At 62.4% G+C, this 20,193-nt stretch carries 18 protein-coding genes; 10 read left to right on the forward strand and 8 right to left on the reverse strand.

Annotation, left to right across the window (positions count from 1 at the left end; all coding sequences use genetic code 11):
- Position 1 precedes the first annotated feature (1 nt).
- On the reverse strand, positions 2-559 hold the full coding sequence (gene rsmD, locus WDN02_RS09620; RefSeq protein ID WP_337293281.1) for a 16S rRNA (guanine(966)-N(2))-methyltransferase RsmD: 558 nt from the start codon (positions 557-559) through the stop codon (positions 2-4).
- On the reverse strand, positions 560-2,308 hold the full coding sequence (locus WDN02_RS09625) for a pseudouridine synthase (RefSeq protein WP_337293282.1): 1,749 nt from the start codon (positions 2,306-2,308) through the stop codon (positions 560-562).
- A gap of 56 nt (positions 2,309-2,364) precedes the next feature.
- Here WDN02_RS09625 and WDN02_RS09630 point away from each other — a divergent pair, with 56 nt between their 5' ends.
- A complete protein-coding gene (locus WDN02_RS09630) occupies positions 2,365-2,823 on the forward strand; it encodes a nucleoside deaminase (RefSeq protein WP_337293283.1) in 459 nt (152 codons plus the stop codon).
- 146 nt (positions 2,824-2,969) lie between these two features.
- Entirely contained in the window at positions 2,970-4,046 is a 1,077-nt protein-coding gene (gene ispH / locus WDN02_RS09635; protein WP_337293284.1) for a 4-hydroxy-3-methylbut-2-enyl diphosphate reductase, read from the forward strand.
- An 87-nt stretch (positions 4,047-4,133) separates the two neighbouring features.
- Here the strand turns inward: ispH and WDN02_RS09640 are convergent, their stop codons facing one another.
- Positions 4,134-5,408: a serine hydrolase domain-containing protein gene (locus WDN02_RS09640; protein WP_337293285.1), complete on the reverse strand. Its 1,275-nt coding sequence runs from the start codon at positions 5,406-5,408 to the stop codon at positions 4,134-4,136.
- Between the two features lie 6 nt (positions 5,409-5,414).
- Positions 5,415-7,514 carry an ATP-dependent DNA helicase RecG gene (recG, locus tag WDN02_RS09645; protein ID WP_337293286.1) on the reverse strand — a complete coding sequence of 700 codons (2,100 nt, stop codon included), beginning with the start codon at positions 7,512-7,514 and terminating at the stop codon, positions 5,415-5,417.
- A 60-nt stretch (positions 7,515-7,574) separates the two neighbouring features.
- On the opposite strand from recG, the gene mutY reads away from it, so the two are divergent.
- Both mutY and WDN02_RS09655 read left to right on the forward strand, forming a co-directional pair.
- Positions 7,575-8,657, forward strand: coding sequence for an A/G-specific adenine glycosylase (gene mutY, locus WDN02_RS09650; RefSeq protein WP_337293287.1), 1,083 nt, complete (start codon positions 7,575-7,577; stop codon positions 8,655-8,657).
- Between the two features lie 34 nt (positions 8,658-8,691).
- Positions 8,692-8,955, forward strand: coding sequence for an Imm74 family immunity protein (locus tag WDN02_RS09655; RefSeq protein ID WP_337293288.1), 264 nt, complete (start codon positions 8,692-8,694; stop codon positions 8,953-8,955).
- A 61-nt stretch (positions 8,956-9,016) separates the two neighbouring features.
- Here the strand turns inward: WDN02_RS09655 and WDN02_RS09660 are convergent, their stop codons facing one another.
- From WDN02_RS09660 to WDN02_RS09670, 3 genes are all read right to left on the reverse strand, one after another.
- Positions 9,017-10,513, reverse strand: coding sequence for an efflux transporter outer membrane subunit (locus WDN02_RS09660; protein WP_337293289.1), 1,497 nt, complete (start codon positions 10,511-10,513; stop codon positions 9,017-9,019).
- A 112-nt stretch (positions 10,514-10,625) separates the two neighbouring features.
- Positions 10,626-12,284, reverse strand: coding sequence for a DHA2 family efflux MFS transporter permease subunit (locus tag WDN02_RS09665; RefSeq protein WP_337293290.1), 1,659 nt, complete (start codon positions 12,282-12,284; stop codon positions 10,626-10,628).
- Positions 12,281-13,435, reverse strand: a complete 1,155-nt coding sequence (locus WDN02_RS09670) for an HlyD family secretion protein (protein WP_337293291.1) — start codon at positions 13,433-13,435, stop codon at positions 12,281-12,283. Before WDN02_RS09670 ends, WDN02_RS09665 begins: the two co-directional genes overlap by 4 nt.
- A 213-nt stretch (positions 13,436-13,648) precedes the next feature.
- Here WDN02_RS09670 and WDN02_RS09675 point away from each other — a divergent pair, with 213 nt between their 5' ends.
- From WDN02_RS09675 to WDN02_RS09685, 3 genes are all read left to right on the forward strand, one after another.
- Entirely contained in the window at positions 13,649-14,263 is a 615-nt protein-coding gene (locus WDN02_RS09675) for a TetR/AcrR family transcriptional regulator (protein ID WP_337293292.1), read from the forward strand.
- Positions 14,256-15,083 (forward strand): uracil-DNA glycosylase, encoded by an 828-nt coding sequence (locus WDN02_RS09680; protein ID WP_337293293.1) that lies wholly within the window; start codon positions 14,256-14,258, stop codon positions 15,081-15,083. The genes WDN02_RS09675 and WDN02_RS09680 overlap by 8 nt, the downstream gene beginning before the upstream one ends.
- Positions 15,084-15,155: 72 nt before the next feature.
- Positions 15,156-16,088 carry a neutral zinc metallopeptidase gene (locus WDN02_RS09685; RefSeq protein ID WP_337293294.1) on the forward strand — a complete coding sequence of 311 codons (933 nt, stop codon included), beginning with the start codon at positions 15,156-15,158 and terminating at the stop codon, positions 16,086-16,088.
- 137 nt (positions 16,089-16,225) lie between these two features.
- On the opposite strand, the gene WDN02_RS09690 is transcribed toward WDN02_RS09685, so the two are convergent.
- Positions 16,226-16,756, reverse strand: coding sequence for a hypothetical protein (locus WDN02_RS09690; RefSeq protein ID WP_337293295.1), 531 nt, complete (start codon positions 16,754-16,756; stop codon positions 16,226-16,228).
- A gap of 258 nt (positions 16,757-17,014) precedes the next feature.
- On the opposite strand from WDN02_RS09690, the gene WDN02_RS09695 reads away from it, so the two are divergent.
- The 3 genes from WDN02_RS09695 (at position 17,015) to WDN02_RS09705 (ending at position 20,143) form a co-directional block, all read left to right on the forward strand.
- Positions 17,015-18,076, forward strand: coding sequence for a PA0069 family radical SAM protein (locus WDN02_RS09695; protein WP_337294908.1), 1,062 nt, complete (start codon positions 17,015-17,017; stop codon positions 18,074-18,076).
- Between the two features lie 85 nt (positions 18,077-18,161).
- Positions 18,162-18,791 carry a ribonuclease HII gene (locus WDN02_RS09700; RefSeq protein WP_337293296.1) on the forward strand — a complete coding sequence of 210 codons (630 nt, stop codon included), beginning with the start codon at positions 18,162-18,164 and terminating at the stop codon, positions 18,789-18,791.
- 134 nt (positions 18,792-18,925) lie between these two features.
- The gene (locus tag WDN02_RS09705; RefSeq protein WP_337293297.1) at positions 18,926-20,143 is read left to right on the forward strand and encodes a site-specific DNA-methyltransferase; all 1,218 of its coding nucleotides are present in this window, start codon (positions 18,926-18,928) and stop codon (positions 20,141-20,143) included.
- Positions 20,144-20,193: the final 50 nt, after the last annotated feature.

Raw genomic sequence — 20,193 nt, forward strand, 5'->3', positions numbered from 1 at the left:
CTCAACCTGCCACGCGCACGAACAGAATTTTCGTGCCGCCGTAGCCGCGCGTTTCAACCAGCCGATAACCGCTCGGAATTTCGACTTCGGATTCGAGGCTTTCCTCGACGACGACCAGGGCATCGGGCGTGAGCCAGCGGCCGTCGCGGAGCGCCATCAGCGCCTGTTCACCGAGATGCTGCCCATAGGGCGGATCGAGAAAGGCGACGCTGAATTGCTCGCCCGGTGGGGCATCGCCGAGTTTGCGCGCGTCGCGCCGGAAAATGCGCGTTTCGCCGCCAAGGCCGAGCGCATCGACATTGGCGCGGAGAAGCGCGCGGGCATTCGAAGCATCGTCGACGAAGAGTGTGCGCCGCGCGCCGCGCGACAAGGCCTCGAAGCCCATTGCGCCGGTGCCGGCAAAAAGGTCGATGACGGCGGCGTCCGCGACCGGGTCGTCATAAGCGTGCGCGAGGATGTTGAAGATCGTCTCGCGCAGACGATCCGATGTCGGGCGGATCGACTCGTCGGTCGGGCCGGCAATCGTGCGCCCGCGCAAACGTCCTGCAACAATCCGCATTTAACGCCCGCGCGGCGGCCGGCGGGAGTCATCCGGCCGTCCGGGTTTTTGTGGCCCGCGCGCAGGCCGTTTTCCGCCGGGCCGTTCCGGTCGTTTCGCGAAGCTCCTTTCGGGCCGCTCCGCTCCATTGCGTTCCGGGCGCTTCCCGGCGGGCCGCTCTGCGCGTTTTCCGGCAGACCATTCCGGCCGCTTCGTCGCGCTCCTCTCGGGGCGCTGCGCCGGGCTGCGGTGCGGGCGCTCCCCCGCAGGCCGTTCGGGGCGTTTCGCGAAGCCTCGCTCGGGCCGCTCGTCTCCACTCCGTTCCGGGCGCTTCCCGGCAGGACGCTCCGCGCGCTTTTCGGCAGACCATTCAGGCCGCTTCGTCGCGCTCCGCTCGGGGCGCTGCGCGGGGCCGCGCTCCGGCCGCTTTTCGCCGGGCTGTTCCGGGCGTTTCGCGAAGCTTCTTTCGGGCCGCTCCGCTCCATTCCGCTCCGGGCGCTTCCCTGGGGGACGCTCCGCGCGCTTTTCAGCAGACCATTCCGGCTTCGTCGCGCTCCTCTCGGGACGTTGCGCCGGGCTGCGCTGCGGGCGCTCGGCTTTGGGCGCGCCATCGGCCTTTGCGGGTGAATAAAATTTGTCGGCGAAGCGCGACTTTTTCTTCGGGGGTTTGGCAAGAACGTGCCGCTCGACGGCAATCGTGCGACCCTTGCGGTCCTCCGTCGTCGCACGTTCGATCCGCTGACGCGGGCCGCTCGTATCCTCTTGCGCCCGCAAGGCCGAGACATGTTTGCGCGGGCCGGGGAGGGGGCGATGGCGCGGCTTGTCCTGTTCAGGCTCCGCCACGGGCGGCCGATGCGTCCGCATTTTCCGCTCTGCGCCGCCGGCTTGTTTTCGCGGTGGCCGGCGGTCCTCGACGTGCGGTTCGGGTTCGGCCGTCAGTGGTGCGTCGAGATCGGCGCCCGATTCACGCAGCAAGGTTTCGCCGAGCTGATCGCGCAGCACACGGCCACGGACCTCTTCCAAACCGCCATCGTTCAGGTCGCCAAGCTGGAACGGCCCGAAAGACAGCCGGATGAGCCGGTTCACTTCGAGGCCGAGATGTTCGAGCACGCGCTTGATCTCGCGATTCTTGCCCTCGCGCAGGGCCATGGTCAGCCAGGCATTGGCGCCCTGCAAGCGATCGAGCGTCGCCTCGATCCCGGCGTAATGAATGCCGTCAAGCGTTACGCCGTCTTTCAGCGTGTCGAGTTGCGCCTGATCGGTCTCGCCGTTGGCGCGCACACGATAGCGGCGCAGCCAGCCAGTCGAAGGCAGTTCGAGGACGCGCGCCAGGCCGCCGTCGTTGGTGAGCAGCAGCAGGCCTTCGGTGTTGATGTCGAGCCGGCCGACGGTGACGAGCCGCGGCGCGTCGGGATGATGCATGGCGAGATAATCGAAGATCGTCTGGCGGCCTTCCGGGTCTTTATTCGTCGTGACGAGGCCGCGCGGCTTGTTGAACATGAAAAGCCGGGTGCGCTGGCGCTGCGCCAATGGCTTGCCGTCAACCTCGACCTGATCGGCCGGGCCGATGTTGGTCGCGGGCGAGGTCAGCACGATTCCGTTGACGGCGACGCGGCCGTCGGCGATCCACGTCTCGGCGTCGCGGCGCGAGCAAAGCCCGACGCGCGCCATCACCTTGGCGACGCGCTCGCCCTTCTTCTCGGCATCGGGCGCTTGTGGGCGGACGGGCGGGCGTTTCGGTCTTTGGGGACGGCCATGGTCTTGGGACATGGCGTTTGATAGCAGAACCGGGCGGAAGGAACAGCCGAGCGGACGGAAAAGGTTTCATGGCGCAAATACCTCACCGGATCGATGCGATGGCGCTGGCGCTCGATGAGGCGCGGGCGGCGGGCGCGCGCGGCGAAGTGCCAGTCGGCGCAATCATCCTGCGCGATGGCGAGGTTCTGGCCCGCGCCGGCAACCGGACGCTGGAATTGAAGGACCCGACCGCCCACGCCGAAATTCTGGCGATCCGCGCCGCCTGCGAGGTGCTGGGTTCGGAGCGTCTAATTGGCTGCGACCTCTACGTGACGCTTGAGCCCTGTGCCATGTGCGCGGCGGCGATCTCGTTCGCGCGTCTGCGCCGGCTCTATTGGGGCGCGCCCGACCCGAAGGGCGGGGCGGTGGAGCATGGCCCCCGCTTTTTCACCCAACCGACATGCCATCACGCCCCGGATTGTTACGGCAACATTCGAGAAGGCGAGGCGGCGGCCTTGTTGCGCGGCTTTTTCCTGGAGAAGCGCTGATGGCTGGGAAAAACCGCCGCGCCGCCTATCTCTTGACAGGGCGCAACGCCCAGCCCACAACCAATATGAATGCTGCGATGCGGCTGTCGTTCGCAGTAGAGCGGCAGGATTGATTAACGATCCCAATCACTTGACGGAAATCATCGATGTCAGAGACCCTGCTCTCCGAGCCTGAGGTGACGAGCAAGCCCAAGCTGCAGATTCTTCTCTGCGCCCCGCGCGGCTTCTGCGCCGGCGTCGTCCGCGCCATCGATGCGGTCGAGCAGGCTTTGCGCATCTACGGCGCGCCGGTCTATGTCCGCCACGAGATCGTCCATAACAAATACGTCGTCGAAGGGCTCAAGGCCAAGGGCGCGATCTTCGTCGAAGAACTCGACGAAATCCCCGACACGCAGCAGCCAGTCATTTTCTCGGCGCATGGCGTGCCGAAATCTATCCACGCCGATGCAGAGTCCCGCAAGATTTTCGCACTCGATGCGACCTGCCCCTTGGTGACCAAGGTTCATCGCGAGGCGGAGGCGCATTTCCGCCGCGGCCATCAAGTGATTCTCGTTGGCCATGCCGGTCATCCCGAAGTTGTCGGCACGCTCGGCCAATTGCCGAAGGGCTCCATCATCCTCGTGCAGACGCCCGAGGATGTCGAAAACCTGAGCGTCGTCGACGAAGGCAATCTCGCCTATGTCACGCAAACGACGCTGTCGATCGACGATACGCGCCAGATGGTCGATGCGCTGACGCGCCGCTTCCCCAAGATCATCGGCCCCTACAAGGAAGACATCTGCTACGCGACGACCAATCGCCAGGAGGCGGTGAAGCGCATCGCTCCGACCGTCGATGCGATGATCGTCGTGGGGTCGTCGAATTCATCGAATTCGCAGCGTCTGCGCGAGGTCGCCGAGCGCTCCGGCTGCAAGCTCTCACGTCTCGTCCTGCGCGCCGACGATGTCGAATGGGATCTCTTCAAAGACGTGAAGTCCGTCGGCATCACGGCCGGCGCTTCGGCACCGGAAGTCCTCGTCGAAGAGATCATGGATGCTTTCGCGGAGCGCTTCGAACTTGATGTCGAGATCGTTTCGACGGCGGATGAAAGCGTCTTCTTCCCGCTGCCGCGCGAACTGCGGCCTTCGAACGGCGCTGGCCGTCGCGGCCGCGTGGGTGGCGAGGTGACCGAAGACCAGAACGACGATACGATTCAGGTCGAAGAGGAATTGCGCGAGCATTGAGTTTCGCGCGGTTATGGTAAGCCGAAGGCGAAGCAATCCAGTAGTCTGGATTGCTTCGTCGCTTAAGCTCCTCGCAATGACGGGCCACTAACCCTCACGCGTTCCGCTCATCTCCATACCATCACGAACAAGAACGACGCTTTGCGCCTGTTCGACGCCGTCGGCCGCAAAGCGCAGGTGCCAATCGACAAGCCGCGCGGCGAACGTCTGATCGTCGGTCGCGACTAATTCCTGTTGCGCGTAATCGCCCGTCTCGGCGAAAAGCCGAGCACCTTCCTGCATGATCCGCAGGGTGCGGCCGGAGGCAAGCCGATACGTTCCAACATAATCGGCTAGCAATGCCGCATCGAGCACAAGAGACGGCATGGGTTCGGTAACACCGAAATGCAGCGCCGCGAGATCGCGGGCTATCTTCTGCACCGGCGCGGCCTGAATGTTGGCGAGGATGGCAATGAACAGGTCATCGTCCGGATAAAAACTCACGACGACGCTGAAGCCATTGATGCCGCCGGCATGAACGAATTGACGCCGCCCGAACTGGCTCTGAATTCCCCAGCCGAAGCCATAGCCGTGGCCGTGATCCTTGAACATCAGAGCGGCCGAGGCCGGGCTGAAAGGTTTCGCCGCCACGAGCGCCCGTTGCCACGCCAGCAGATCGTCGAGCGTCGAGTAAATCGCACCGGCAGCATGCGGCACGCTCATCGCAAGAAATCCGGCATTCTCGATCTGGCCGTTCCTCAAGCGATAGCCCGGCACGCGCTCAGGAATGATGGCTTCGACATGTTCATAGCCGGTGTTGCGGAGGCCGAGCGGCTCAAGAATATTTTCGCGCACATAAGCTTCGTAGCTCCGGCCCGTCAGGTGCTCGATGACGTGGCCGAGGATCACATAGCCGCCGTTGTTATATTTGAAGGCGCTGCCCGGTGGAAAATCGAGCGGCATGGTTTCGGTGAGCGCAATGAGTTCGCGCGGGCTGTGGTCACGCCGCCCGTCCTGCGCGAAAAAATGCGGCAGCGACGTATAGCTCGGAATGCCCGACGCATGCGTCAGCAGATGAAACAGGCAAACATCAGCCCACGCCGCGGGCGCATTTGGAAAATGCCGCGCGACCTTGTCGTCAAGCGCGAGACGCCCGCGTTCCATCAATTGCAGGATCGCGGTCGCGGTAAATTGCTTGGTCAACGAGCCGAGGCGAAATTTGCCTGTGACGCTGTGCGGCACATTCCATTCGCGATTGGCGAGGCCGAACCCTTGCCGCAACCGCGGCGCGCCGTTTTGTGCGACGAGAATGCTCCCGGCGAAAAGATCGGCCTCGACAAAGGGCGCGATGATCTTTGCGGCTGATTCGGCGTAATCAGGCATTGTTCCTTACCCCGCCTGCAACAATTTCACTGCCGCCTCGCGCTCGAAGAGATGCAGCAGAACGAGCAGTGCCTTGCCTTGCTCCCCGTCAAGCTTCGGATTGGTCGCGAGGATGTTGTGCGCTTCGGCATGCGCGAGCTTCAGCAGGTCCGCGTGAATATCCATTTGCGCCAGTCGAAAGCCGGGGAGGCCGGATTGTTGTGTGCCGATGGCGTCGCCGCCGCCGCGTAAGCGTAAATCTTCCTCGGCGATGCGGAAGCCGTCCTCCGTCTCGCGCATGATCTCGATGCGCGCCTTGGCGGTTTCGCCGAGCGGCGCTTTATAGAGCAAAAGGCATGTCGATTTGGTGCGGCCGCGGCCGACGCGCCCGCGCAATTGGTGCAATTGCGCGAGGCCAAAACGCTCGGCGTGCTCGATGACGATGATCGAGGCTTCGGGCACATCGACGCCGACTTCGACGACGGTTGTCGCAACAAGTACTTTGATGTCGCCACGCGCGAAAGCCGCCATCGCCGCGTCACGTTCGGCGCCTTTCATTTTGCCATGCACGAGACCGATTTCGCCACGGAATATATCCTTGAGCGCGGCATAGCGTTCCTCGACAGCAGCGACGTCCAGCGTCTCGCTTTCCGCGACGAGCGGGCAAATCCAATAGGCGCGTGCGCCATCCGCGACCGCGCCTTGCAAGCGCGTGACGACATCGCCGATGCGCTCAAGCGGCAGCGCCCGCGTTTCGATCGGCTGACGGCCCGGCGGCTTGTCTCGCAAGGTCGAGACATCCATGTCGCCGAAACAGGCGAGCACGAGGGTGCGCGGGATCGGCGTCGCCGTCATCACCAGAATATCCGTGCCATTGCCTTTGGCCCCAAGCGCGAGGCGTTGATGCACGCCGAAGCGATGCTGCTCGTCAACGACCGCGAGACCGAGATCGCGAAACGCGACGCTCTCCTGAAAGAGCGCGTGCGTGCCGATGACGATGTCGATATCGCCCGCGGCCAATGCCGCCAGTGTGCGCGTGCGAACCGCAGCCATATCGCGGCCGGTCAGCAAAGCGAGACGCAAACCTGCGGCGGCGGCGTATTTTTGCAGCGATTCATGATGCTGCCGGGCGAGCACTTCGGTCGGCGCCATTAGCGCCGCCTGGCGTCCAGCCTCGACAACATCCGTCATCGCGAGCAGCGCGACAATCGTCTTGCCCGAGCCGACATCGCCTTGCAGGAGGCGTAGCATGCGCTCCGGCGCCGCGAGATCGCGACGGATTTCCGCAAGTGCATCCTCTTGAGCCGCCGTGAGCGAGAAGGGCAGACTTTTGCGAATGGCGTCGCTACGGGAGCCATCGCCCTGACTGCCGCGTCCGACCGCGCGACGCAGATTGGCGCGGGTCAGGGCCAGCGCCAATTGATGCGCGAGCAATTCGTCGAAGGCGAGCCGCAGCCGGGCCGGCGCCATCGGCGCAATGGCCTCGGGCTCGGCCGGATGATGCAAGGTTTCGAGCGCCGCGCTGAAGCTGGGAAGACCCGGCGGTTTAGCGCGGGTCTGTGCCAGCCAATCCGGCAGTTTCGGCAGGCGCGTCAAATCCGCGCTGATGATCTTCGCCAACGCGCGGGGTGCGAGGCCTTCGGTCAGGCCATAGACCGGCTCGACCAGTGGCATCGAGGCGAGGCCTTCGGCATCGACGATGCGGTCGGGATGCACCATCTGGCGATGTCCCTCCCAAAGCTCGAGCTTGCCGGAGATGAAGCGCCGTTCGCCCACCGGCAGGCTCTTTTCGATCCAGGCCAGGTTGGCGAGAAAAAAGATGAGGAGCACATCGCCGGTCTCGTCTTCGACGAGAACCTTGTGTGGCGCCCGTGAGCGCGGCGGCGGGGCGCGATGTTCGACGACCGTCGCCTCGATCATGACGATCTGGTCGAGCGGGGCGTCGGCGATCTTCGCGCGCTGGCGCCGGTCGATCGTGCCGGTCGGGAGATGAAACAGAAGATCGAGGACGCGGGCGCCGCTATCGCCCTGGCCAACCAATTTATCGAGCAGTTTGCCGACTTTCGGCCCGACACCGGGCAGGTTCGTCGCCGAGGCAAACAAAGGATCGAGAATCGAGGGGCGCATCAGACTAATATACGCTTTGTAGACTTGGCGGCGGCAATCGCCCGTTGATAGATGATACGGATGCCTCAGACAGCCCGCAAAAAGGCCGCTGCGCCGCCTGCGCCCGAAACGCCTGCGACTGCGCTGCTCGCCTGGTATGATCGCCATCGCCGCGCTCTGCCGTGGCGCGCTCTGCCGGGCGTCAGCGCCGATCCTTATCTTGTCTGGCTCTCGGAGATCATGCTGCAACAGACGACGGTCACGGCGGTAAAGCCCTATTTCGAGGCTTTCCGCCAACGCTGGCCGGATATCGCGGCGCTCGCCGCCGCGCCGACGGAAGCCGTCATGCAGCAATGGGCGGGGCTTGGCTATTACGCGCGAGCCCGCAACCTTCACGCCTGCGCCAAGGCCGTCGTCGCCGAATATGGCGGCCAATTCCCCGCGACAGAGGCGGCCCTGCGGCAGTTGCCCGGCATCGGGCCGTATACGGCGGCGGCAATCGCGGCAATTGCCTTCGGCGAGCCGGCTGTCGCCGTCGATGGCAATATCGAGCGCGTCGTCGCCCGCCTCTACACGATCGACACGCCACTGCCGGCCGCGAAGCCTTTGATCAAGGAACACGCGGCGGCGTTGCTCGCGCATGCGCGGCCCGGCGATTTCACGCAGGCGATGATGGATTTGGGCGCGACGATCTGCACGCCGCGCAATCCCGTCTGCAACCTTTGCCCGCTCAAGGCTTTTTGCCAGGCGGCGGCACGGCTGACGCCCGAGGAATGGCCGCGCAAGGCAGCGAAGGCGGTGCGGCCCGATCGTCGCGGCGCGGCGTTCTTTTTGCGACGCGGAGATGACATCCTGCTGCGCACGCGGCCATCGCACGGATTGCTCGGCGGCATGAGCGAAGTACCGGGCACGCAATGGACAGCCGATTACAACTTGACGGACGCCTTGCGCGAAGCTCCGATGATCGCCGAGTATCGTTTGCTCGATGCCTACGTGGCGCATCAATTCACGCATTTTAATCTAACGCTCGATATTTTCGTCGCGAATGTTGAGCTCGAAGCGGAAGCGCCGCAAGGATGCCGCTGGGTCAAGGACGTCGACACCGAAGCGTTGCCGAGCGTTATGCGAAAGATTGTCGCCGCAGTGAGGAGCAGTGGATGGTAAGGTCGGGCAATTGCCTTGGCGCGGAGATTTATTCTTGAGCGCACGCTCGCGACTGGCCGTCGAAATGACCGAAGGCGCGTTTCGCATCTCGCAAGGCGAGTTGCGGCTGACGATCTTCGCGGTGAAGGATCTGGCGGATGTCGAGCATCCGGCCGATTTCGTCATCCGTCTTGACGAGATTCTGACCTGGGACATGCCGCACGACGATCAGGAAATCTCGGTCGAAGAGCTACAAAAAATTGCCGCCGAGATTACCGAGGAATGCGAGCGGCACGGGCTCTCCGTGGCATTCGAATAAAGCGTGTTCCCGAAAAGGCTGCGCGACTTTTTCGATGAGAACACGCTCTCATTAAATCAGATCAAAGCCCCGGCAACGCGGCGGTGAGCGGCAGGTGCCGCTGCGGCGGAAAATCATATTCCCAACCGCCGCCCAGCGCCTTGTAGAGCGCCACGATATCGACGGCGATATTGGTCGCGCTTTGCGCCGATTGTCGTTGCGCGTCCAGCAACGTGCGTTCCGCGTCAAGGACAGTGACGAATTGCTCGACGCCGTCGCGATAACGGCTGCGGGCGAGATCGAGCGCTTTCCCGGCGTGATCGACCTGTTCAAGCAGATCGCGATGGCGCGCTGCCTCGGTGCGATAGGCGACGAGTGCATTGACGACGTCGTGCCAGGCTTTCAGCACCGTCTCGTGATAATTGATCCAGGCTTCCTGCTGTTGCGTATTGCGCAGGTTGACGGTCGAGGTGAGCTTTCCGCCTTCAAACAGCGGCATGGTCACACTCGGCCCGAGGTTATATTCCAGCGACGCGCCTTTCCAGAGTTGCTTCAGATCGAGCGCCTGGAATCCGACGGTGCCGTTGAGCGTGACGGTCGGATAAAATTCGGCAACCGCGACGCCGATGTCCGCGGTCGCTTCGTGCAATTGCGCTTCCGCGGCGCGAATGTCGGGGCGCCGGCGCGCGAGATCAGACGGAATGCCAACCGGCATGCGCGGCGGTGGCGGTGGAATCGCGCCGGGCGCCGTAAGCTCCGCCGCGAGGCCACCGGGCGGCGCGTCGAGCAACAGGCTCAGAGCATTGATCGCTTCGGATTGCTGGCGTTCAAGATCTGGGATCGTCGCGCGCACCGAATCGACCTGCGCCGCAGCATTCTCGACATCGAGACCGGTGACGACGCCGGTCTTCTGCCTATCCTTGGTGATGTTGAGAATATCGGTCTCGGTTTTCACATTGTCGCGGGCGATCTGAATCTGCCGCTGGATGCCGCGCAATTGCATATAGTCGCGCGCCACTTCGGCGAGCGCCGAGACGAGCGTGCCACGCCGTTGGTCCGCCGCGGCATCGATGTCGGCATCGGCGGCTTCGACCTGACGCCGCACATGCCCCCAAATATCGAGTTCCCACGAGGCGTCGAAGCCCTGTTGCCATAGATCGAAGGGCTGGAGGGCACTGGGGGGCAGCGTGTTGCCGGCGACGCCTTCAAGGACGCTGTTACTGATCTGATAGCGCTTGTAAGAGCCATTATCGTCGAGCGTGGGAAACAGGCTGGAAGCCGTGACACCGCGCTGATAGCGGCTTTCGACGAGCCGCAGCGTTGCCGTCCGCACATCTAGGTTGGTGGCGGCGACACGGGTCTCGATCGCGGTCAATTCGCGATCGTGGAAGAGCGCCCACCAATTCGGATCAACAGGCTGAAGCGCGACGCGCGTGGAGACAACCGGCTTGTGCGTCGCACCCGCAAAAAACGAGGTCGCCGGAAGGCCGGGATTTGGCGGGACGAAATTCGGTCCCACGGCACAGCCAGCGAGCAAAAATGCCAGCGACGTGCCGGTGATCAACCGCAAATTATTCACGCTAAGCCACCCCCGCGTAATCCTAATTTAAACGAATCGCCTCAGCGCCAAATGGCGTTTCGCGGCGTTTCGCCGACTTTATTGGTCTGTGTGTCTCTGCCGCCTCAGCGTGCTAATGGCCACCTCCGCCGCCGCGGCCGCCTTTGATTGGCGACAGTGTGAAGCAGAGCGGCACCAGCGCGAAGGCGACGATGGAGCAGAGCTTGAACACGTCCGAATAGGCCATCACCGAAACCTGCTTGAGAAAATCCTGGTAGACGTGGCCGAGCGCCATCTGATGCGCCGCCGATGCGGAATTTCCGAGCGCCTGGAGCGCGGCCTGATAGCTGGCGACGAGATTGTTGAACGGTTGCCAGAACGGATTCGTCCATTGCGATAGGTAGGTCTGATGTACCTGCGACCGTTGTTGGATCAGCGCCGTCGAACTCGCGATGCCGATTGAGCCGGCAACATTACGGAACATCGAAAACAATGCCGTCGCATCGCCGTTCAGTTCGCGGGGCAGCGTCGAATAGGTGATGGTGCTGATCGGCACGAAGAGAAATGCCAGCCCGACCGTCTGCGAACTGCGGATCATGACGAGCCGCAGATAGGTGATGTCGAGAACCAGTTTCGACGAGTAAATGAAGGAAAGGCCGAGCAGGAAAAAGCCGATGGCAATGATGTAACGCGTTTGCATCACATTCATCAGCCGGCCGACAAACGGGATGAGGACGATGATGATCAAGCCGCCGGGCGAAAGGATCATGCCCGCCCAAGTCGCCGTGTAGCCCAGAACCTGTTGCGCATATTGCGGAATGATGACGGACGAGGCGTAGAGAATGGCGCCGACGCAGCCGATCATCACGCAGCCGCCGGTGAAGTTCTTGTCCTTGAAGATGGCAAGACTGATGATCGGCTTCTTCGCGACCGACAGCCACACCGCCGCACCGACGAGACCGGTGACGGAGAGCATCGCCATGATCACAATGAAGCTCGAACCGAACCAGTCGGCGTCCTCGCCGCGATCCATCATCACTTCGAGGCAGCCGAGTCCGAGCGCGATGAGACCGAGCCCGATCCCGTCGATCGGTCGCGGCTGGCGCTTCACCCACGGCGGATCTTCGACAAGGATATAAACGAGGATGACGGCGGCGATACCGACCGGCACGTTGACGAAGAAAATCCAGCGCCAGGACGCGGAATCGGTGATGATGCCGCCAAGCGTCGGGCCGATGACCGGGCCGACGATGGTCGCAATCGCTGTGAGGCCGAAGGCGGCGCCGCGTTTGGCGGGTGGGAAATAATCGAGAATGATCGATTGCTGGTTCGGCTGCAGACCGCCGCCGAAGAAACCTTGCAATAGCCGGAACAGGATCAGTTGCGGCAGGCTCGTGGCGATGCCGCACAGAAATGAGCAGACGGTAAACATCGCCAGGCAGATGAGAAAGTAGCGCTTGCGGCCGAGGAGGGAGCCGAGCCAGCCGGAAATCGTCAACACGATCCCGTTGGCAACGAGATACGAGGTCAACGCCCATGTCGCTTCGTCATTGCTCGACGAGAGGCTGCCGGCGATGTGCGGCAGCGCGACGTTGACGATGGTCGTGTCGAGAATTTCCATGAAGGCTGCAAGCGTCACGACGACGGCAACAGCCCAAGGATTATGTTTCGGTGCCCAGCCGAGATCGAACGGGTCTCGCGCACCGGCGCCGACTGGTTTCGGCGGCGCGGCCGGCGTCGGAGGTGCGGCGTCTCCCGCCCCCTGAAACGGGAGCGTCTGCTCCGCGCTCATTGCACTTTTACGCGCGGCTCGACAGAGAGGCCGAGCGAAAGCGGCAGCTTTGGATCGAGGCCGGAGTCGATGACAATCTTCACTGGCACGCGCTGGACGATCTTGACGAAATTGCCCGTCGCATTTTCCGGCGGAAAGGCGGTGAAGCGCGATCCCGTCCCGAGTTGGAGCGAATCGACATGGCCTTTGAGCTTCAGATCGGGATAGGCATCGACTGTGATGTCCACAGGTTGACCGGCGCGCATATGAGCGAGCTGGCTTTCCTTGAAGTTTGCCGTGATCCAGACCTGCGGCGAGACCAAAGAGAAAATCTGCTGGCCGGGCGTGACATAGGTGCCGACATTGACGTTGCGCTTGGTAATCCAACCATCCTGCGGCGCCTGCACGATGGTCCATGAGAGATTGAGCAGCGCCTGATCGAGTCTGGCTTTCGCCTGCTCGATTTGACCGTGGAATTGCGAGACGCTTGCTTCCGCCTGACCGATGCGTTGATGTACCGGCGAATCCTGTTCGACCTGCGCTTGCGCTTGCGCGACCTGGGCCTCAGCCTGCCTCAAGGCCGCCGTCGCTGCGTCAACTTCTTGCTGCGTCGTGGCGCGGGTGGGCAACGATTTCTGACGGTCATAATCCGCCTGTGCCCGGATGACTTGCGCCTGCGCAGACTGCAATTGCGCTTTGGCGGCATCAAGCTGCGCCGGGAAGTTCTTCTTTGCGACCTCGGCAGCATATTGGAAGCCAGCATATTGCCCTTCCGCCGTGGCGAGATTCGCTTTCGCGTTTTCGACGTCGATCACATATTGCCGGTTGTCGATATGGATCAGCGGCTGATCTTTTTTGACGAATTGATTGTCGGTGATGTCGAGCGAGACGACATTGCCCGAAACCTGCGGCGAAATGGTCACCGCGTTTCCGTCAACGAAAGCGTCGTCCGTATCTTCGATATCGCGATTGGCGAGCCAATATTCGTAACCGGTAAAAGTGAGACCGCCGACGAGCGCCAGCAGCACGATCCAGACAATCGGCCGGCGCTTCTTTTTCGCTGCCGGCGGCGGAGCACTCGGTTCGGGTGCAGGCGCTGCTTTCGCCGGCGCGCCTTGCGTCGAGCCATCTTCAGCGACGGGGAGATCGGTGTCGGAACGCGATTTAGCCATGAGTGTGCATCGCAGCAGTTTGCGGCCGAGGCAAACCATCCCATTTGGGTTTGCCGCCGGCGCATCCGGTGAAATTTGTCAAAATCGGACTTAACCGAACTGACGAGTTCGTATATGGTGACGGTTGATTGATGTCAACCGAAGGACCCCAGAGAAATGTTGAGGACGAGGCGAATCCCTCGCGGCGAGAAGCGGCGTGACGAAATTGCAGCAGTGGCCGAGCGTGTTTTTCTGGAGCTCGGCTTTAACGACACCACGATGCAGATCGTCGCCTCGCGGGCCGGCGCCTCGAAGGAGACGCTTTATCGGCATTTCGGCAGCAAGGAGGGTCTCTTCTCGGAGGTTGTACGCGCCCGCGCGGAACGCGTCTATGGCCAGGTCGAAAGCGAGATCGGTCAGCGCAACGATCCACGGGTTGTTTTGAAGAAGCTCGGCTATAATCTTCTCGGCAAGCTCCTGAGCGAGGACCCGTTGTGCCTCTTCAGGATCGTCATTTCGGAAGTGCAGCGCACGCCGGAGCTTGGCCGCATCTTCTTTGAGCAGGGCCCCAATCAATTGCTGAAGGACCTCGCGAGCTATCTCGAATATGCGACGAAACAAGGCATGCTGAAGTGCCAGGAGCCGGCCCTCGCCGCCAAGCTGTTTCTCGGCTCGGTTGTCGCCAACCGGCATATCATCAGGCTTGTCGTCCCCGATTACGAGGACCTGACGGATGAGATCATCCATCATCACGTCGAGGCGGCAGTCGATATGTTCCTCGCGGCCTACGGCCCGCGTCCTGATATGCGCGCACCACCGACAGCGGCTCTGGAAACCGGCCATGTCTGAGGAGATGCCGCGCGAGGCGTTGACGCAACTCCTGCGCTGGTATGCCGACATGGGCGTCGACCTCGCGGTCGACGACATCCCGCATGATCGTTTCGCGGAATCGCAAAGCCCTGAGAAGGCCGTGCCGCCGGCCCTAAATCCGCCGAGGGCCGTCGCTCCGCCCGCGCGCGTCGCCGCGCCTGCGCCCGTGCGTATCACGGCACCGCCGCCGCGCGCCGAAGATCTGGTGCTGGAGGCCGCGAGAGCCGAGACGCTGGAGGACCTTCGTGCGCAGCTCCTCGTTTTCGAAGGTTGCGGCCTGAAAGGGACTGCCACGCAGCTTGTTTTCTCCGACGGCAATCCCGAAGCCGACGTGATGCTGGTCGGCGAGGCGCCGGGCGCTGATGAAGATCGCATCGGCCGGCCATTTGTCGGCCGCGCCGGGCAATTGCTCGACAAGATGCTGGCGACGATCGGGCTCGACCGGACGAAAGTCTATATCGCCAACGTCGTGCCCTGGCGGCCGCCTGGCAATCGCACGCCGACGCCGATTGAGACCGGCGCCTGTCTGCCGTTCACGCGCCGGCAGATCGAAATTGTCGCACCGAAAATCCTGATTTGCCTTGGCGCACCCTCGATGCAGACGCTGCTCGGCATCAAGGAAGGTATCATGCGTAGCCGTGGCCGCTGGGTGGATTACAATTGCGGTGGCACAATCATCCCGGCAATGGCGATGCTGCATCCCGCCTATTTGCTGCGCCAGCCGTCGCACAAGAAATTCGCATGGCAGGATCTGCGCGAACTCGCCAAGAAATTGCGCGACGCCTCAGCGACTTCGTGACCCCGCGCACAGCCAAGGTTTGCCCGCTTCTAGAACGTGCTAGACTGGTACGGAAGCGAGGGAGCGCGCGCGATGGAATGGCAGAATTTTCGCCGGTCGGACAATGTTGAGGACCGGCGCGGCGATAGTGATTCTGGCGATCCTGCGGGCAGTGGCGGCGGTTTGTCTCTGCCGGGTGGACTTGGCGCGGGGCACCTGAGCCTCGGGGTGATTATCATTATCGGATTGATCGGGTGGGCGCTCGGGATCGATCCGCGCGTTCTCATCGGCGGCGCCGAAATGCTGAACGGCGGGCAGAGTACGCAGCAAGCCCCCGCATCCCCGGCGCCGGCGCAACAGGCTTCGACTGAGACTGGAGTGCCGAAGGATCAGATTGGCCAATTCGTTGCCGCCATTCTGGCGGAGACGGAGGACGTCTGGTCGCAGGTTCTGCCGGCGCAGAAGGGCATTCAATACGTTCCGCCCAAGCTTGTTCTCTACAATGGCTTCACACGCTCAGGCTGCGGCGGCGCTTCGGCCTCGATGGGACCGTTCTATTGTCCCGAGGATAAGAAGGTCTATCTCGACACGTCCTTCTTCCGCGACATGCAAACTAAGTACGGCGGCGGCGGCGACTTCGCTTATGCTTACGTGATCGCGCATGAGATCGGCCACCATGTTCAGGATCAGCTCGGCATTCTCTCGAAGGTCAACGCGGCTGAGCAGAACGCCGATAGCCAGGAACAAGCCAACGCACTCTCCGTGCGGATCGAATTGATGGCCGATTGCCTTGCTGGCGTCTGGGCGAACAATGCGCAGGCGAAATATCACGTTATCGATCAGGGCGACGTCGAGAAGGCGGTGGCGACGGCTCAGGCCATCGGCGATGACCGGCTGCAGAAGGCGACGCGGGGCTATGCTGTGCCGGATTCCTTCACGCACGGGACCGCGGCGCAGCGCGTGCAATGGTTGGAGACAGGGCTGAAATCGGGCCAGATCGACGCCTGCAACACGTTTGCCCAATAGACGCCATTCGTCATGGCCGGGCTTGACCCGGCCATCCGCCAAGGCACTCGTTCAAGTCGAGCTACTTCGCGTCTTGAATTTTTTTCAAACGCATCGGATTTGCCCGAAAACCGCTGCGCACTTTTCGGTCCGATGCTTCAAATCACCCGGCGCAGCCTGATATGACGCGCGAGTCTCGCCCGCGTCGCCTTGGCAAGTGCGGCGAGGCTCGGCGATTTTACGCCAAGGCAGAGCCGACGCGGTGCGAGCAGTGCCGCCGGGCGGACGAGATGGGTCAGGATTTTCTCGATCGGCCGTTCGGCCTCACCGCGCAACAGCCAGCCCTGCGTCTCCGCCTTGCCGAAGCGTAAGAGGTCTTCGATCGCCTCGGCAAATCCGGTTTCTGGCACATAGCCGGCGCGAACGATGAGCAGATGCGCTGCGCGCGCGAGGGGCAAGGCATCGGCGATCCCCTCGGCTTCCGATTTCGATTCAATGAAAGCGCAACCGGCGTGGTCGGCGATATAGCCGAGTTTGATGTGCGGCGGCCCGACGAGAACGGCCTCGCGCACAAGGCCACGCACGGCCGCGCCGACGAAGGCCGAAAGTGTGCGCACGATCGCTTCGGCGGCCGGAGAGTCCCCGCTGGCAACCGCAGGCGACGAACAGATAACGATCAGGGAAATCATCGCGAGCCCCCAAACCTGTTCCGGATTCCGCGCGTTGCCAATTGACACGATGTGCTTTGTTCCATAAATGTTCTCATTATGTTCTTACATAAGGCGTCGCAAATGGCCGCCAAACTCATGTCTCGAGCCACCAAGGTTCAAGCAAAATCTTCCGTTCCTGGCGAGGGTGGGCGCCGTGTAGCCCAAGCGGTGCCGCCCTCGCTTCGGCCGCCGCGCGTCTTCGATTCACCCCCCGGAATCGAGGACGCGCGGCCTCTTATGCCGCGACGGGGCCGTGGCGCGCAATCCAATGCAAGCGGCCGTTTTGAGCCCTTGGCCTATGCGTCCGTCGATGATGGCTGGGCGGATGAGGACGAACTTCCGCCGCTCAAGACCTCGGTGACGTGGGAGAAGGCGAAAACCATCATCACCCGTAACGAGTCGCCCGATATTTCCTTTGATCGGTCGATCAATCCGTATCGCGGCTGCGAGCACGGCTGCGTTTATTGTTTCGCGCGGCCGACGCACGCCTATATGGGCCTTTCGCCGGGGCTCGATTTCGAGACGAAATTATTCGCCAAGGCCGATGCGGCGGCTTTGCTCGAACGCGAACTGGCGGCAAAAAATTATCAGCCGCGGACCATCGCCATCGGCACCAATACGGACCCCTATCAGCCGATCGAGCGCCAGCATCGCGTGATGCGGCAAGTGCTGGAAGTCCTCGCCCGCACCAATCATCCCGTCGGGATCGTCACCAAATCCGCGCTCGTGCTGCGCGATCTCGACCTCCTGGCACCGATGGCGGAAAAAGGTCTCGTCAAGGTCGCTTTGTCTGTAACAAGTCTCGATCCGGTGCTTGCACGGCGCTTGGAGCCCCGCGCGGCGACGCCGGAAAAGCGGCTTTCGACGATCAAGGCGCTCTCCGAGGCTGGCGTGCCCACCTGCGTCATGGTCGCGCCGGTTATTCCGGCGCTGAACGATGCCGAGATCGAAACCATCCTGGAGCGTGCCGGCGTCGCCGGCGCGCGCGAGGCCGGTTACGTCATGCTGCGCCTGCCGCTCGAATTGAGCGACCTCTTCAGCGAATGGCTGGTGGCGCATTATCCCAATAAGGCGCGCCATGTCCTCTCACTCATCCGCTCGACCCGCGACGGCAAGATCTACGATTCGCAATTCGGCAAGCGAATGACCGGATCGGGCCCTTATGCCTGGATGGTCGGGCGCCGCTTCGAGGCTGCTGCGGCGAAGCTTGGCTTCGCCAAGTCGAAGGTCAAGCTGCGCAACGACCTGTTCATCCCGCCGAAACGGGTCGGCGATCAATTGCAGCTCGAATTGTTGTGAGCATCGCATGGGGCGGATTGCATGGATCCTCATCCGGAGTCTAAGAGCCTGGTTCGGGCGGCTTTGCCGCTCGCGAGGTTCTCGAATGGTGCAGAAACCGTCTTTGCCGCATTTCCGTTACGAGCGGCAATTGACCAAGAAATCTCTCTGGCCGGTTGCCGGTGTCGATGAGGTCGGGCGTGGCCCCCTCGCGGGTCCGGTCGCGGCGGCCGCGGTTATTCTCGATCCGGCGCGGCTACCAAAGGGCGTGAATGATTCGAAAGCGCTGTCTGCCGAGGAGCGTGAGGCCGCTTACGAAGAAATCATGCGGCACGCGATTGCGGTGTCGGTCGCCTTTGCCAGCGCCGCCGAAATCGACGTGATCAATATCCGGCAGGCAAGCCTTGCAGCCATGAGGCGCACCCTCTCAGCGCTCGCGGTTGCGCCACTTTATGCTCTTGTCGATGGCAACGATCTGCCAAAGGCATTGCGTTGTGAAGGCGAGACCATTGTCGGGGGAGATGCGCGTTCGCTGTCGATCGCGGCGGCATCGATCGTCGCCAAGGTTACACGTGACAGGTTGATGGCGCGGCTGTGCAAACTTTATCCGGTTTACGGTTTTAGCCGTCACGTCGGCTATGCAACGCCAGAACATCTGGCGGCCATCGCGCGCCATGGCCCGTGTCCATATCACCGGCTAAGCTTCTCGCCCTTTAAAGTTGTGTCGGCCGTTTAGCGCTTGGGCGTAGCTGCAAGCTTCTTTTAATCAAATCGTACAGAAAAGGGACACGTTCGGTTTACCGACCTAAACGTGGATTTTACCGGCTTCGCGCAAATTGTCGTCGTTCGTCGCGTATCCGGTGAGTGTCAATGCGTATCGCACGTGCCGGGACTGCCGCCACGAAGTCTCAGCTAAAGGTCTTGCGTACTGAGCATTCGCGAACGCTGGTCCCGGCCGTTGCTTCTCCGGTAGTCCTCAAGAATCGCCTTCCCGCCAACGAGATTCTTGTCGGTGATTGTCTCGAGCGGCTCGCCTCGCTGCCCGCGGCGAGCGTCGATCTCATCTTCGCTGATCCACCTTATAATCTGCAGCTCGAACACGCATTATCGCGGCCCGACCAGAGCGCTGTCGATGCGGTCGATGACGATTGGGACAAGTTCGCGAGTTTCGCCGACTACGACCAATTCACCCGCGATTGGCTTACCGCCGCGCGGCGCGTGATGAAGGACAATGCGACGATTTTCGTCATCGGCTCCTATCACAACATCTTCCGTGTCGGCACGATCCTGCAGGATCTCGGCTTCTGGATTTTGAACGACATCGTTTGGCGCAAAGCCAATCCGATGCCGAACTTCCGCGGTCGGCGGTTCACCAATGCGCACGAAACGATGATCTGGGCGGCGAAGAGCGCCAGCACGAAAAGCTACACGTTCAATTACGAAGCGCTCAAGGCCGGCAATGAAGATTGCCAGGTGCGTTCGGATTGGTTTCTGCCGATCTGCACGGGCGGCGAACGCCTCAAGGATGAAACCGGCAGCAAGACGCATCCGACGCAGAAGCCGGAAGCTTTGCTCGCGCGTGTGCTGCAAGCCGCCTCACTTCCGGGTGATCTCGTCCTCGATCCGTTCTTCGGCACGGGCACGACGGGCGCCGTCGCCAAGAAGCTCGGCCGCAATTTCATCGGCATCGAACGCGACGAGACGTATGCGAAAGCCGCGCGGGCGCGCATCGCCGCGGTCGAGCCCTATCCGGATGAGACGATCAGCGCCGCACCGAGCAAAAGAACGCAGCCGCGTGTGGCCTTCGCGTCGGTCGTCGAGGCGGGCTTGATCGCGCCGGGAACAATCCTTGTTGACGAGAAGAAGCGCCATCGCGCCTTCGTTCGCGCCGACGGTACATTGGCGCTCGTGGGGGCAAGCTCGCAGCTCGCGATTGTCGGCTCGATCCACAAGGTCGGCGCTCTAGCGCAGGGCCTGCCAGCCTGCAACGGCTGGACCTTCTGGCATATCGAACAGGGCGGCAAGCTCGCGCCGATCGATGAATTGCGCACCACGATCCGCGATGCGCTGAAAATCGCGGCGGAATAGAGCAGCGGACGGGACGCGCGACCCGGTTTTCGGTGCGCCAGTAGCCTAGA

The sequence above is a fragment of the Methylovirgula sp. genome (assembly GCF_037200945.1).
GTDB lineage: Bacteria > Pseudomonadota > Alphaproteobacteria > Rhizobiales > Beijerinckiaceae > Methylovirgula.

What these genes read in the sequence shown, in the direction of transcription:
- rsmD (WP_337293281.1), bottom strand. Translation starts at nt 559, where the DNA reads ATGCGGATTGTTGCAGGACGTTTGCGCGGGCGCACGATTGCCGGCCCG.
- WDN02_RS09625 (WP_337293282.1), bottom strand. Translation starts at nt 2,308, where the DNA reads ATGTCCCAAGACCATGGCCGTCCCCAAAGACCGAAACGCCCGCCCGTC.
- WDN02_RS09630 (WP_337293283.1), top strand. Translation starts at nt 2,365, where the DNA reads ATGGCGCAAATACCTCACCGGATCGATGCGATGGCGCTGGCGCTCGAT.
- ispH (WP_337293284.1), top strand. Translation starts at nt 2,970, where the DNA reads ATGTCAGAGACCCTGCTCTCCGAGCCTGAGGTGACGAGCAAGCCCAAG.
- WDN02_RS09640 (WP_337293285.1), bottom strand. Translation starts at nt 5,408, where the DNA reads ATGCCTGATTACGCCGAATCAGCCGCAAAGATCATCGCGCCCTTTGTC.
- recG (WP_337293286.1), bottom strand. Translation starts at nt 7,514, where the DNA reads ATGCGCCCCTCGATTCTCGATCCTTTGTTTGCCTCGGCGACGAACCTG.
- mutY (WP_337293287.1), top strand. Translation starts at nt 7,575, where the DNA reads ATGCCTCAGACAGCCCGCAAAAAGGCCGCTGCGCCGCCTGCGCCCGAA.
- WDN02_RS09665 (WP_337293290.1), bottom strand. Translation starts at nt 12,284, where the DNA reads ATGAGCGCGGAGCAGACGCTCCCGTTTCAGGGGGCGGGAGACGCCGCA.
- WDN02_RS09670 (WP_337293291.1), bottom strand. Translation starts at nt 13,435, where the DNA reads ATGGCTAAATCGCGTTCCGACACCGATCTCCCCGTCGCTGAAGATGGC.
- WDN02_RS09680 (WP_337293293.1), top strand. Translation starts at nt 14,256, where the DNA reads ATGTCTGAGGAGATGCCGCGCGAGGCGTTGACGCAACTCCTGCGCTGG.
- WDN02_RS09685 (WP_337293294.1), top strand. Translation starts at nt 15,156, where the DNA reads ATGGAATGGCAGAATTTTCGCCGGTCGGACAATGTTGAGGACCGGCGC.
- WDN02_RS09690 (WP_337293295.1), bottom strand. Translation starts at nt 16,756, where the DNA reads ATGATTTCCCTGATCGTTATCTGTTCGTCGCCTGCGGTTGCCAGCGGG.
- WDN02_RS09695 (WP_337294908.1), top strand. Translation starts at nt 17,015, where the DNA reads ATGCCGCGACGGGGCCGTGGCGCGCAATCCAATGCAAGCGGCCGTTTT.
- WDN02_RS09700 (WP_337293296.1), top strand. Translation starts at nt 18,162, where the DNA reads ATGGTGCAGAAACCGTCTTTGCCGCATTTCCGTTACGAGCGGCAATTG.
- WDN02_RS09705 (WP_337293297.1), top strand. Translation starts at nt 18,926, where the DNA reads ATGCGTATCGCACGTGCCGGGACTGCCGCCACGAAGTCTCAGCTAAAG.